The organism is Butyrivibrio hungatei (genome assembly GCF_900101605.1).
GTDB classification, from domain to species: Bacteria; Bacillota; Clostridia; order Lachnospirales; family Lachnospiraceae; genus Butyrivibrio; species Butyrivibrio hungatei_B.
On the sequence record NZ_FMUR01000005.1, the window covers coordinates 38,013 to 51,833 of the forward strand.

At 40.0% G+C, this 13,821-nt stretch carries 14 protein-coding genes; 9 read left to right on the forward strand and 5 right to left on the reverse strand.

The features are described from left to right. The first annotated feature begins 3 nt into the window (after positions 1-3). From sigH to BLP87_RS03985, 8 genes are all read left to right on the forward strand, one after another. Positions 4-630: an RNA polymerase sporulation sigma factor SigH gene (gene sigH, locus BLP87_RS03950; RefSeq protein ID WP_074461549.1), complete on the forward strand. Its 627-nt coding sequence runs from the start codon at positions 4-6 to the stop codon at positions 628-630. Between the two features lie 893 nt (positions 631-1,523). Then, on the forward strand, positions 1,524-2,834 hold the full coding sequence (locus tag BLP87_RS03955; protein WP_074461550.1) for a hypothetical protein: 1,311 nt from the start codon (positions 1,524-1,526) through the stop codon (positions 2,832-2,834). A gap of 429 nt (positions 2,835-3,263) precedes the next feature. Then, complete coding sequence (locus tag BLP87_RS03960) at positions 3,264-4,472, forward strand: zinc ribbon domain-containing protein (RefSeq protein WP_074461551.1); 1,209 nt, start codon at positions 3,264-3,266, stop codon at positions 4,470-4,472. Positions 4,473-4,602: 130 nt separating this feature from the next. Then, positions 4,603-4,809: a 50S ribosomal protein L31 gene (rpmE, locus tag BLP87_RS03965; protein ID WP_026654342.1), complete on the forward strand. Its 207-nt coding sequence runs from the start codon at positions 4,603-4,605 to the stop codon at positions 4,807-4,809. Between the two features lie 66 nt (positions 4,810-4,875). Next, entirely contained in the window at positions 4,876-5,991 is a 1,116-nt protein-coding gene (locus BLP87_RS03970; protein ID WP_083334465.1) for a DUF1385 domain-containing protein, read from the forward strand. A 26-nt stretch (positions 5,992-6,017) separates the two neighbouring features. After that, positions 6,018-6,860, forward strand: coding sequence for a peptide chain release factor N(5)-glutamine methyltransferase (prmC, locus tag BLP87_RS03975; protein ID WP_074461690.1), 843 nt, complete (start codon positions 6,018-6,020; stop codon positions 6,858-6,860). Between the two features lie 64 nt (positions 6,861-6,924). Then, on the forward strand, positions 6,925-7,995 hold the full coding sequence (gene prfA, locus BLP87_RS03980; RefSeq protein ID WP_074461552.1) for a peptide chain release factor 1: 1,071 nt from the start codon (positions 6,925-6,927) through the stop codon (positions 7,993-7,995). A gap of 116 nt (positions 7,996-8,111) precedes the next feature. Continuing rightward, positions 8,112-8,480, forward strand: coding sequence for an Hpt domain-containing protein (locus BLP87_RS03985; RefSeq protein WP_074461553.1), 369 nt, complete (start codon positions 8,112-8,114; stop codon positions 8,478-8,480). Here BLP87_RS03985 and BLP87_RS03990 read toward each other — a convergent pair. Next, the gene (locus tag BLP87_RS03990) at positions 8,475-8,975 is read right to left on the reverse strand and encodes a DUF5721 family protein (protein ID WP_074461554.1); all 501 of its coding nucleotides are present in this window, start codon (positions 8,973-8,975) and stop codon (positions 8,475-8,477) included. The two genes, BLP87_RS03985 and BLP87_RS03990, sit on opposite strands and share 6 nt — an antisense overlap. Positions 8,976-9,183: 208 nt before the next feature. Here BLP87_RS03990 and BLP87_RS03995 point away from each other — a divergent pair, with 208 nt between their 5' ends. Continuing rightward, a complete protein-coding gene (locus tag BLP87_RS03995) occupies positions 9,184-10,209 on the forward strand; it encodes a substrate-binding domain-containing protein (protein ID WP_074461555.1) in 1,026 nt (341 codons plus the stop codon). 81 nt (positions 10,210-10,290) lie between these two features. Here the strand turns inward: BLP87_RS03995 and BLP87_RS04000 are convergent, their stop codons facing one another. From BLP87_RS04000 to BLP87_RS04015, 4 genes are all read right to left on the reverse strand, one after another. After that, the gene (locus BLP87_RS04000) at positions 10,291-11,127 is read right to left on the reverse strand and encodes a DegV family protein (protein WP_074461556.1); all 837 of its coding nucleotides are present in this window, start codon (positions 11,125-11,127) and stop codon (positions 10,291-10,293) included. 127 nt (positions 11,128-11,254) lie between these two features. Continuing rightward, on the reverse strand, positions 11,255-11,980 hold the full coding sequence (locus BLP87_RS04005) for a response regulator (protein ID WP_074461557.1): 726 nt from the start codon (positions 11,978-11,980) through the stop codon (positions 11,255-11,257). 85 nt (positions 11,981-12,065) lie between these two features. Beyond that, positions 12,066-12,359 (reverse strand): DUF1294 domain-containing protein, encoded by a 294-nt coding sequence (locus BLP87_RS04010; RefSeq protein ID WP_074461558.1) that lies wholly within the window; start codon positions 12,357-12,359, stop codon positions 12,066-12,068. A gap of 3 nt (positions 12,360-12,362) precedes the next feature. Beyond that, the gene (locus tag BLP87_RS04015) at positions 12,363-13,586 is read right to left on the reverse strand and encodes an argininosuccinate synthase (protein WP_074461559.1); all 1,224 of its coding nucleotides are present in this window, start codon (positions 13,584-13,586) and stop codon (positions 12,363-12,365) included. Between the last annotated feature and the right edge of the window lie 235 nt (positions 13,587-13,821).

Genomic DNA, 13,821 nt, shown 5'->3' on the forward strand with positions numbered 1-13,821 from the left:
CCTATGAAAACAAACTATGACGGACAAAGTGATGAACAGCTTATAGTTAAGTTCCATGATGCGGGAGACAAAGAATCCGGCATCATGGATTTTATTATGGACAAATATAAGAATCTTGTCCGCAAAAAAGCTGCATCTATGTTTATTCTCGGCGCTGACAGGGATGACCTTATCCAGGAGGGGATGATCGGCCTTTTTAAAGCCATAAGAGACTATGATATCGGAAGAGATGCGAGTTTTGCCACGTTTGCGGATTTGTGCATCTCAAGGCAGATGTATTCTGCAATCAAGGCATCTGCGCGCAAGAAACATGCGCCTTTAAACAGTTATATTTCTTTATATTCTGAAAAAACGGATAGTTCCACAGACAATGATGTAGCGCTGGAAGATGTGCTAGAGTCTGATTCCAGTTCTATTCCGGAAGAACAGATAATCGAACGCGAGAATCTTGAAGCTCTTGAGAACGCCATCGAGCGCGAGCTCAGCGACCTTGAGCGCCAGGTTCTTGATCTATACATTACGGGAATGTCTATAAAAGAAGTCTCCGCCGTTCTTGGCAGAGATGAGAAATCCACAGATAATGCCATGCAGAGGATAAAGACTAAGCTTAAGAAGTATTTGCGGAAGTGATGGGGACGAGTTGACGCTTTGGACGCTTTGGGGTAACGGTGAGTGAGTTGCGCGGTGTTTCAGGCGCTTTGGGCGCGGTGATGTGAATGATGCGGGCGTTTGGGCGCTTTTGGTGAGCTGAGTGTGTTGCGGGGAGCGAGATGCTTTACTTTGAGTGGCTGAGGGTGCTATGGGAATGGCGCTGTGCGTGCTTGGAGGAAAAATATGCCTTAAAAGAGTGAAAAGACTGAGGTGAGGCATACTTTTTGCAGTGTTAGCAGTGCTTAGAAAAGTAAGATATGCCTTAAAATAGGAAAATTTCTGTGCTGAGGCATACATTACGCCGAGGAATCAGTGTGTAGGAAAGTAAGATATGCCTTAAAAGAGTGAAAAGTATGAGTTGAGGCATACATTACGCCGAGGAATCAGTGTGGAGAGAAGGGAAATATGCCTTGAAATATGAAAAAATCTGCGCTGAGGCATATTTCATTCCGAGAAAGCAGTGCAGAGGAGAGAAAAGTATGCCTTTGAAGAGGAAAAAGCATGATATGAGGCATTTTTTGTGCTGTGCAAAGGGCACTGCTCAAAGAAATCTATGCCTTATAACAAGAAAAGTCGTTGTATAAGGCATAGTTGTCATTTGCAGAAGAGGACAAAAGAGAAAGATTGAGATGTCATTGAAAGGGAAAAATTATATTTTTTTCATAAAATAATCAATATTTCACAAAGGGTATGTACAATTTGATATCAAATGTTCTATAATTCGATATAGTTCAGAAAAACGAAAATATATAAACAAATTAAAGGGCACTCTATTGAAATTTGAGGGGAAAGAGTAAAGGTGAGTGTGAGCTTTTTGTTTTTATATGAAAATTTTTTTCTGAATAAAAATCAAAGACTGGATGGATGAGTGTATGAAAAAAAGAAACATTGATATCTCACGAATTTTAGTGAAAATAATGGGAACAACGTTGGCGACATTCTTATTTTTTTCGATGAATGTGCATGCTGAGGAAGTAGAAGAATTGGATAATTCAGAAGATATTGCTACGATATCAGATGGAATCGATACTCTTGATGAAAAAGTTGATACTCTTAACGATAATTGCCAGGATGAAGAGCTGTCAGAAGATATTTCTGATATATCTTACGTAATCGATGTTCTTAATGAGACAATTTCAAAGTTAAGCAGGAATTATGCCAAGCTTTCATCAACGATTGATAATAATAGACGTTCAATCATAGATGGTTTAAATAGAACTGTTTTTTCAAATAATAATATATCTAAAAGTGCATCATACTCAGATGTTATTTCAAAGATTAATGGTATAAAGAATCATGGAACATTGGATGTTACACTGGATGGCAATGATAAATTTACACTTGAGAGCGGATACTACGAAGGTGGTACAATTGACGTTTCCGCAATAGTTGAGGCTGTTCGCGAGGAAGCTTACAATGCCGGAAAAGCAGATGGCTATAAAGAAGGAAAAGAAGAAGGCTTAAAGGAAGGAATAACAGAAGGAATTAAATCCGGAAGAGACGAAGGCGTTAAAGCGGGAAAAGAAGAAGGGTTTAATGCCGGAAAAGAAGAAGGCATAAAGGAAGGCTTTGAATCAGGAAAGGAAGAAGGATTTAACGCCGGAAAAGAGGAAGGCATAAAGGAAGGATTTGAATCAGGAAAGGAAGAAGGATTCAATGCCGGAAAAGAGGAAGGCTTAAAAGAAGGCAAGGAAGAAGGTTTCAACGCCGGAAAAGAGGAAGGCTTAAAAGAAGGCAAGGAAGAAGGCTTCAACGCCGGAAAAGAGGAAGGCATTAAAGAGGGTAAGGATATTGCAATTATCGAAAATAAGCAGACTTGGATAGATGAAGGAAAGAATCAAGCTATCAGAGATAATAAGCAGACTTGGATAGATGAAGGAAAGAATCAAGCTATCAGAGATAATAAGCAGGCTTGGATCAATGAAGGAAAGCAACAAAGATATTCTAAAACACAATCAATATCAACAAGATTCGGTGTATATCAAGATACCACAGGATATGGGTATATTAAATTCGATGAATTATCTAATATAAATGGATTTTCGAGTATCTCAGTTACAACTGACGGTCGATTAAATCTTTCTACTTTTAGTGTGTCAGGTAATGTTTTAACCCTAGGTGGTTACTATGACGGGTGGGGAACAGGTTATGTGAATGTTTCAGCCACAGCTTTTCAATATTAAAAAAGATGATAAAAATAGTGACGACTCAATCTAAAAAGGTTTAGCCGTTTTTTGTGGAAAAAAATAACGCAGATAAAAAAAGTCTAATAGACGGTGTTTATCTGTGAAATTTGGCCTGATTTTGATTGAAAAAAAGAAAAACCACAGATAAGGGAAGTTTATTTACTCTACTTATCTGTGGTTTTATGGTTTTTCAATGAGAAATATTGTAAAAATCACAGATAAAGAGAGCAGGAGCTATGGATTTATCTGTGATTGTGTTATTGACATATCTGCATATCGGCGCTGTCGGTATCAGCGCATTCAATCTATATTTGCAATGGCTATGTTTGTTTTGTGTATGTAAATCTTTTTACTTTTTTATTCACATGTCGTGTGCTATAATCAACAAAACGAGGGGTTAATGATTTATAGTAGGAGAGAACAACAATGGTATGTGGAACATGCGGATGCAATAATGAAGATGCAGCTTTATATTGTGCAAATTGCGGTGCACCTTTAAAGACAGATTCGTATGGAACGACTGTAGAGAATAAATATAATACACAAAACAGCTTTTATGTGCAGGATGGCGTTGGTGATATCAACAAAACAGAGGAACTTTGCGTTTCAAATACGCAGGATGATATAGCTGCCGAAAATGGCGCATATCCTAACGATAATATTAGTCAAAACAACAGCAGTTATCAAAATAACGGCGAGAATCTTAACAATAATAGTGGATTTCCGAACAACGGAGGCTATCAGAGCACCAACGGAGTATACCAAAACAATAGCGGATTTCCGAACAACGGAGGCTATCAAAACGCCAACGGAGCATTTCAAAGCAACAATAGTGGATATTCGAGCAACGTAGTCTCCCAAAACAACGGAGCATACCCAAACAATAACGGAGTATATCCGAATAATGGCGTTTACCAAAACGCCGGCGGAGCATATCCAAATAACAATAGTGGATATCCAAGCAACGCAGCCTATCCAAATAAAAATAACGGAGGATTCCCAAACAATAATGGAGTATACCCGAATAATGGTGTCTATCAAAACACCAACGGAGTATTTCAAAATAATAGCGGATACCCAAGTAACGGAGTGTACCAAAACAACACCGGCGCCTATAATCAAAACGGCGTCTACCCCGGCAACAGTACTTACCCCAACAACGGATACGGTGTTCAGGGAAATTACTATGCGCAGAATGGTGTGGATGACCTTGATTCGCTTCTGGGAGCGAACAAAGCTCTTTCAAACAGGATGAAGCCGTCTGATTATTTGAAGCTTCCTGCTATGGCGGGAGATAAAAAGAAAATGACCGGCACGGCTATTTCAATATATGTATTGATCGTCATTTCTGCTGCGTTTAGTTTTTCTCAAGGAAATTACTGGGGAATACTGGATTATATTCTTCTTATTATTTTGTCGGTTAACATTCAACTGAGGGGAAGTCTTGTTGCGGCATATGTACTTCTGGGATATGGTATTTTGAATACTATAATATATACTATTGAGATGGGATTCCCGGCCGGATTTGGATATATTATTGCCGGAATATTTGCGGTTATTGCTACAAATAAATTTCGTAAATCGTACAAAGAATACGTGAGAACGGGCTATATCCCCAATAACATGGTTTTTTGAGGCTGAAATTTTTTAAAGAAAAAATACTTGCATAAAAAATATGTCTATGTTATATTTATATAGCTGTTGTAAACAGTGAATAAATTAGTGATATGAGAAGATTCTTTGTATATAGAGAGGTGAGAAAGAGATGAGACAGGACATTCAGCCAGAATTCCATCAGGCCACTGTTACTTGCAACTGCGGTAACACATTTACAGTTGGATCAACTAAGAGCGACATTCACGTTGAAATCTGCTCAAAGTGCCATCCATTCTACACAGGCCAGCAGAAGGCTACAGCTGCTCGTGGACGTATTGATAAGTTCAATAAGAAATACGGCATGGACAATAAGTAATTTGCAGAAGTAAAGAAGAGAGGTTGAGGCTGTAGCCTCAACCTTTTTTAGATAGTGAGGTGAAGAATGAAGAAACACAAGATAGATCACTATTCCGGAATTGGAGGTCAGGCGGTTCTTGAAGGCGTTATGATGCGTAACAAGGATATGTACGCTGTTGCGGTCAGAAAGCCTGATGGTGATATTGCTGTTGAGATAGATGAGTTTCACGGAGTTGCTTATGGTAGTAAGCTTTTGAATATTCCTTTTATCAGAGGAATGTTTGTGTTTATTGATTCACTATTGCTTGGAATCAGGGTGCTTACTTATTCATCTTCATTTTATGAAGAATTGCCCCAGAAGCCATCCAAATTTGATGAGGAGCTTGACAAGGTGTCGAGCGGACATGAAGACAGTCTCCTTATGGTTTTGACTACGGTTGCTTCATTTGTGCTTGCGATTGCTCTTTTCATGGTGCTTCCGTATGCACTTTCTGAGCTTGTTATCGGAAGATATATCAGAAATGCGTCTCTTACAGCAATTATTGAAGGTGTTTTGAGAATTCTGATCTTTATTATTTATATACTGATAATATCGGGAATGAAGGATATCAAGAGACTTTTTAGATATCACGGAGCGGAACATAAGTGCATCAACTGCATTGAAAAGGGTAAGCCCCTCACTCCTGAGAATGTAAAAAAGAGTTCAAGACTTCACAAGAGATGTGGAAGCAGCTTTATACTCTTTGTTATGTTTGTGAGCATTGTCGTATTTTTCTTTATAAGAGTTGAGTCGGTTTTGTTCAAGGTATTGCTCAGAGTATTGCTTATTCCCGTGATCTCGGGTATTTCATATGAGATTATCAGACTTGCGGGCAGAAGTAACTTTATTCTTGTCAGAATAATATCTGCGCCAGGTTTCTGGCTCCAAAGACTTACAACCAAGGAACCGAATGATGCAATGATAGAAGTTGCGATCAAGTCTGTTGAAGCCGTATTTGACTGGAAGCAGTTCCTCATGGACTCTTTCGGATACGATGTTGACGGCGGAGAATACAATGATTATGAAGCTCCCGTGAAGAAGCAGAGTAAGAGAGAAGCTGCAATAGAGCTTTACGAGCGCAAAAGAGAAGAGACAAAAGAGTTGACCAGAGAGATGCAGATTCGTGAACGTTCAAGAAAACGCGACGAATATGACGACTGATGACTGATAATGCTTTAAGAAAAAATATGAATTATAAAGATTGTTTGGAAAAAGGAACAGAGAATCTTGAAAGAGCCGGAATCACAGAAGCTAAGCTTGATGCCCGGCTCCTTTTAGAATATGTATGTAAGACGGATCACAGCACTCTTTTTGCACACCCTGACAGAGAGGTATCGGATGATGAAGAGAACCTTTATGAGGGATTTATAGCAAGGAGAGTTAAGAGAGAGCCGGTTGCCTATATTCTTGGAAGTATGGGCTTTATGGGGCTTTCTTTTGATGTTTCCAAAGATGTGCTGATACCGGAGCAGGATACTGAGATTCTTGTGGAAGAGGCGCTCAGATTCTGTGAAGACAAGATGAGAGTTCTTGATCTTTGCACGGGATCGGGATGCATAGCTCTCAGTATTTTAAACTATACGAATGAAACTGAGGCTCTTTGTACCGATATATCTGAGAAAGCAATTTCTGTTGCTAAGGGAAATGCCGAGAAAATGGGGCTGTCGGAGAGAGTTGAGATTGTTATGACAGATCTTTTTCCCGGAAAAGAAGTAGGAAAATTTGATATATTGGTCTCGAATCCGCCCTATATTCGAAGCAGCGTTATAGACAGCCTTGCGCCCGAAGTTAAGGACTATGAACCGAGGCTTGCTCTTGACGGAGCTGAAGACGGACTTGTTTTTTACAGAAGAATTGCTGAAAATGCCGAAGATTATCTGTATTCGGGAGCTTATATTTTTCTTGAGATAGGATACGATCAGGGGGATGAGGTAAAAGAGCTCCTTGAAAAGCAGGGAAAGTATCATGATATTGAAGTTATAAAGGACTACAGCGGAAACGACAGAGTGGTGCGTGCGTGTTATTACTGATTGTTGTAAGAGAACGTAAAATCAGCATTTTTCGCTTAGTATTGACAGAAGAAGCAGGTAGATTATGTTTGACAGATTGGAAGATATTTTAAGAAGATACGAAGATATTACGATGGAGCTTAATAATCCGGACGTTATCTCGGATCAGAACAGATTCAGGGCGCTTATGAAAGAGCAGAAGAGCCTTGATTCGCTGGTTGAGTGCTATCGTGAGTATAAGAAATGCAAGGAGACGATTGAGGAGAGTCTGGCTCTTCTTGAGGAGGAATCCGATCCCGAGATGAAGGAAATGCTCAAAGAGGAGCTTGCTGATGCAAAAAATATGATTCCTTCATATGAGGAGAAGCTCAAGATACTTCTTTTGCCTAAGGATCCCAATGATGATAAGAATGTTATTGTCGAGATCCGAGCAGGTGTCGGAGGCGACGAAGCGGCTCTTTTTGCGGCGGATATGTACAGAGTGTACACGAGGTATGCCGAGAGGCAGAATTGGCGCGTAGAGACAATGAGTGTGGAAGATATAGGAATAGGTGGAATCAAGGCGGTCAGCTTTATGATAAAGGGAACCGGAGCTTATTCCAGGCTTAAATTTGAAAGCGGTGTTCACAGAGTGCAGAGAATTCCTGCGACGGAGTCGGGCGGAAGAATACATACTTCGGCAATTACCGTTGCGATCATGCCTGAAGTCGAGGATGTCGAAGTCGAGATCGATATGAATGATTGCAAATTCGATGTTTTCAGGGCGTCAGGAAACGGCGGACAGTGCGTAAATACCACGGATTCTGCGGTAAGACTTACTCATTTTCCGACGGGCATAGTTATTTCATGTCAGGATGAAAAGAGCCAGCAGCAGAACAAGGCAAAGGCGCTGAAGGTTCTCAGGGCAAAGCTCTATGAGATGGAACAGGCCAGAAAACATGAAGATGCCGCAGAACTTAGAAGGAGTCAGGTTGGAAGCGGAGATAGGTCTGAAAAAATAAGGACTTATAATTTCCATCAGGGACGCGTGACGGATCACAGAATAAATTTAACTCTTTATAAGATAGATCAGATAATGGATGGGGATATCGATGAACTTATCGATTCTCTTATAGCCGCAGACCAGGCGGAGAAGCTTTCTACAATGGAAAATTGAAACAGATACGGAATATATTTACGGAATGTAGCATGATAAGGATGTTCAATCTTGCTGTAGTAAAATATATAGTGTAAAATTACACTATAAAACGTTTATTTATGTGAGGTATATGAATGGATGCTGCTTTTAAAGAAGAACTGATTGAATGGGGCGTCGATTGGGAAGATGTCCACAATCGGTTCATGGGAAATGAGGACCTTATTGCCAAGTTTATGCTCAGATTTCTTGGTGATCCGAGCATGACAAGTCTTTCGAAATATCTGGGAGAAGAGAATGTCTCGGAAGCATTTAAGGCAGTACATGCATTGAAAGGCGTGAGTGCGAATCTTGGGCTTAAGGGTTTTTATTCTCAGGTCTATGACCTCACGGAAATCTTAAGAGCAGGAACGATGGACGGTTATGAGCCGTATTACGATCATATCAAGCTTAAGTATGACGACCTCATAAGCATATTGAGGAAATATCAAAGCAGCGCATCATAATAACTGATTTTCAATTCCACATGATTCAAGAAAGCTTGGGAAATAATTGTCCCAGGCTTTTTCTGCGCTCTTATCAAGGGTAAAGACGTTGTATGCCGTTCCTGTGGTTAAAATAAGCTCGTTATTTGCGAATTTGATATTTATCCCGAGATTTAGCATAAAAGGGTCTATATCGCCCTCAGAACCGCTTATAACGGCTTCTTTGGTATCACTGTCGGCATGAAGCACAAATTTAAAGCTTATCGGAGTTCTTTTTCCCTTAATCAGATTAAGGCAGATGGGACGAAGTTCCGACCATAATGAAAAAGAACGGTTGTTATTGTTTGCGGTTTCGTTGCTTTCGCCGGCAAAAAATTCTCTGTTGATATGGCCGTCGATCGAAAAAGTATTGAAAGTTTCGATGGTGACTTCTTCGACCTGAAAATTATCGAAAACCTCGGTTGTGAGGAGCTTTTCCATAAATATTTTTATGTTGTTTATCTTGAGAGCTATCATAATTTCTCCTTAATATTAAGTCATCACAGAAAAAATTATATGATAAATATAGCTATTTGTGTGGATTTTTTTTATGAATTAAATAATGCGCTTTTTTCGGGCGCGCCAACTACTTAAATGAAGATTAATTAGGATAATTTAAATTTCCTGTATATTTTTGTGAGGATATACGGTATACTATAAAAAAATGTCTAAAAAGAGGGACAATATGGCAAAGACAGTTAGACTTAAGGACATTGCTGAAAAAATAGGGGTTAGCACTGTCACAGTATCAAAAGCATTATCAGGACAGAAGGGCATGAGCGACGAACTCAGAGAGAAAATTCATGCTCTTGCAAATGAGATGGGATATATCCCGTCTATTTCTCGTAAGGTAGACATCTTTAGTAAGAGTTATACTATAGGTCTTCTTATTTCTGAAGATAATATGACTGAGTACAGTTCTTACTATACAAAGATGCACCAGAAAGTTTCTCAGATTGCAATGGAGATGGGATGTTTTACCATGCTCGAAGTTGTATCTGAGCAGAGCGAGAAGAAAAAGAATTTCCCGCGTATAGTTGCGGATAAGAAGGTTGACGGTATCATCGTTATCGGAAGATTAAGCGGAGAGTATCTCAGATCCATCAGGGATAATTTCTCTATTCCAATGATATATCTTGATTTCTGTAACCACACAGGAGATGAGGACGCTGTTGTAGCAGACAGTTTCCACGGGGCATATCTTCTTACAAATCATCTCTTTGATATGGGGCATACATCTATTGCATTTGTAGGAACAATAATGGCAGAGGGGAATATTACAGACAGATATCTCGGATATGTTAAGTCGCTACTTGAGCACAGCCATCCTGTGAGAAAAGACTGGGTAATACCGGATAGGGATCTTAGTACAGGCGAGATGGACTACAACAGGTTCTTCAAGCTTCCGGAAGAAATGCCTTCAGCATTTTTCTGTAACTGTGATGTATCTGCAAGTATGCTTATCAAGCGCCTTAATGAAAAGGGATATAAGGTTCCGGATGACATTTCCGTAGCGGGATATGACAATTATATTTTCCCCGGACTTTGCGATATCAAGCTTACAACATTTGAGGTTGATACATACGAAATGGGAAGAAATGCGATCTACAGTCTTATTCGTAAGATTGGTGGAGAACGTTACAGACAGGGTGTCATGATCCTTGAAGGACACATGGTTCTCGGAGACAGCGTAAAGAATTTGAATGCTTAATGATATTTAAAAAATTAAGACCATTGGCTCACAAATAACAGTGAATCAATGGTCTTTTTTTATGATTTTTTTGAAAAACAATCAGCAGGTTACGATGATTCCGCCGTCAGCTGCGTAAGTGGAAGATAAGCCTGCCGTATCAACAATATATGCGGCCTTAAAAGGAACCTTTTTTAGGATCATATCCTTAACTACGGCTGCTCTCTCAAAGCAATTAACGTTTGATATCATAAGAGTCTTTGTCTCGGGGTTTTTTACTTCGGCTGCGACAAGCTCTGTCATCTTAACAAGGGCTTTTTTCATGCCTATTCCCTGACTCTTCTGAAGTATCTCGCCTTTAACACCGTGGCACACGGGCTTGATGTTGAGTGTTGAAGCTACAAGAGCTTTCATGCCTGTAAGTCTGCCGTTTTTTCTGAGAGTCTCGAGCGAATCGAGAACAAAATATGTAAGCATTTCGTCGCGATAAGCTTCAACTTTTTTTACGACTTCATCAAAAGGAAGTCCGGCATCTGCAAGCTCTATTATCTTAAGAGCGATATTTCCTTCGCCGCAACTTGCGGACAGTGAATCGAAAATATGGATATTCTTTTCACCAACTTCTTCGTGATACAGATTTTTTCCGAGAAGAGCACTGTTATAACTTCCGCTGAGCTTGGATGTAAGTGTGACAACATATACATCATCGGCATCTGTGCGGTATGAATTCATATAAAGGTCCGGTGACGGACAGGCTGTTTTTGGGCAATCCTCAGAAGCAGCCACAAGTTCAAGGTACTCTTTCTGGTTAAATGTATCATCATCAACGATCACGTGGTCGTCAACCTGCATGATGAGAGGAATGAACTCAAAACGAGAATCAGTCCTATACTCGACAGGAAGATCGCAACCGCTGTCTACAACTATCTTATAACTCATAAATCCTCCAAAAGCGTTTTTAACGTAGTTTTTGATACTACATACTGTATCATACCACGTATGAAATTCTCAGTAAAGCGCACTTTGAATATGAGGCTGTTTAGGCTGCTACGAGTTTGAGTCCGCATTATTGTTTCTTTGAATCTTCAATGGCTTGTCTGACTATCTTGGAATAGTAGAAAGCGACGAAGAAAGATATTCCGTTATCCATAGTTATGCGTAGAGAAGAACTCTTTTTTACATGATTGATATTTATGAGTCCGTCGTTGGAGACGGGGCATATCTGTGGGAATATTGAGCACTGGTCGTAGAAGTTAAAGACTGAAGTTACGAATGTTAGAATACGACCGTCAGCGAGATAGACGAGGAGGTTTTCTCCTTTCTTTTTTGCACAAACGATATCATCGCCCGATGCATAAATTGTATCTCCGTGATAGCGAAGCTCAACTGTGGAAGGCGGAGCGATTCTTTCTGCCACGATGCGGTCGACAAATTCTGTCAGCTCTTCAACTTTGATCGGCTTGTCAATGAAATAGAGATTATTTGCTTTGAGACCTTCATCATCAGCGAGCTTACGATAATCTATAGAAGAGCAGCATAAGATGATTGGCTTGGTTATACCGATATCAAGGAGAGTTTTGGCAATTACAAAACCGTTTGTCTCTTCCAGAGTCATATCTATGAAAAGAGCTTGATACATCTGAGGTCTTATCATGAATGCTTCTTTGTTTCCGAATGAATCTATATAGATCTGCTCGCCGGATTCTTTGATGACCCTTTCGGCCTGTCTTTTGAGTAGCCTTTCCGACTGCTTTCTGTCGGCGATATTGTCGTCACATATTGCAAAATACATAATCGCAAAACCTTTCGTATATAACAAAAATGAATAATATGATATACGAATTGCCCCAAATTTCCGCAATTCTACAAACATATTATCATATAAAACTAAAATGTAACGGAGATAAACGTAAAAGAATAATAAAAAGAAGCTGTACAAAGATTATCACCGGGATGCCGATCTTGAATTTCAGGTGCTTTGTTTTGTGCCTGAATGTGTACATGCCGATGAACATTCCGATACTTCCGCCGATCAAGGAGAATGCAAAAAGGGTTGCCTCAGGGATGCGAAAGGCGTTTTTACGCGCCCTTCGCTTATCATTTCCCATTAAGGCAAACCCTATAATATTTACTGCTGCAAAATAAATTAACAATAAAGAAAGTGAATCCATCGATTATTTATTGTTGGCTACTTCCTGCATCTTCATAGCGCGAACCTTTGAAGAGAGGCCGAAGAGGTTGATGAATCCCTCAGCATCGTGGTGGTCGTAAAGATCACCTGTCTTGAATGATGCAATGCTCTCGTTGTAGAGAGAGTAAGGTGACTTTGTACCTGCTTTGATGATGTTACCCTTGTAGAGCTTGAAAGTAACTTCACCTGTTACATACTTCTGAGTTGATTCGATAAATGCCTGCTCGGCTTCACGAAGAGGAGTAAACCATTTCCCTTCATATACTATATCGGCAAACTTGTTGCCCATATCTTTCTTCATTGTATAGGTATCACGGTCTAAAATCAACTCTTCAAGCTGCTGATGTGCTTCGTAGAGGATAGTTCCGCCGGGTGTCTCGTATACACCACGTGACTTCATGCCTACTACACGGTTTTCAACGATGTCAACGATTCCGATACCGTTCTCGCCGCCGAGCTTATTAAGAGTACGGATAATGTCTGAAACTTTCATTTCCTTGCCGTTAACTGACTTGGGAACGCCGGCTTCGAAAGTCATTGTAACTGTTGTAGGAACGTCGGGAGCATCTTCGGGAGTTTTGCCGAGTACAAGAAGATGCTTGTAGTTGGGCTCAAGTGCCGGATCTTCGAGCTCAAGGCCCTCGTGTGATATATGCCAAAGGTTTCTGTCACGGCTATAGCTTGAATCAGCTGAGAAAGGAAGGTTTATTCCGTGCTGTCTGCAGTATTCAATCTCAGATTCACGTGAATCAAGTGTCCACTTGTCGTTTCTCCATGCTGCAATGATCTTGATATCGGGAGCAAGAGCCTTGATACCGAGTTCGAAACGGATCTGGTCGTTTCCTTTACCTGTAGCACCGTGGCAGATGGCAACAGCGCCTTCTTTTCTTGCAACTTCTACGAGCTTCTTAGCGATAAGAGGACGAGCCATAGATGTTCCGAGAAGGTATTTGTTCTCGTATACGGCATGAGCCTGTACGCAAGGAACTACGTATTCATCGCAGAACTCATCAACTACATCAAGGATATAGAGCTTGCTGGCGCCGCAGCTTACAGCTCTTTCTTCAAGTCCGTCAAGTTCTTCTTCCTGACCGCAGTCGATACATACACATACTACTTCGTAATCAAAATTCTCTTTAAGCCACGGAATGATAGCAGTTGTATCAAGTCCGCCTGAATAAGCCAAAATAACCTTTTCTTTTGCCATGTTATTCCCTTTCTTCCATTGTAAAATGGTATCTTTATTTATTCGGATTTCTCAATTCCACTTACCATAATATACTCTCGGAAAAAACAAAATGCAACACCAAAATGAATAAATATTAAAAAAATCAACAAAATATGCATAAATATTAAAAATGGGTTGCATAATTTTTTTTGCGGTCGTATACTGAAAAAAGTTTATACATCTTATGTTTATAGTGTAAGTTCATTTATTATGA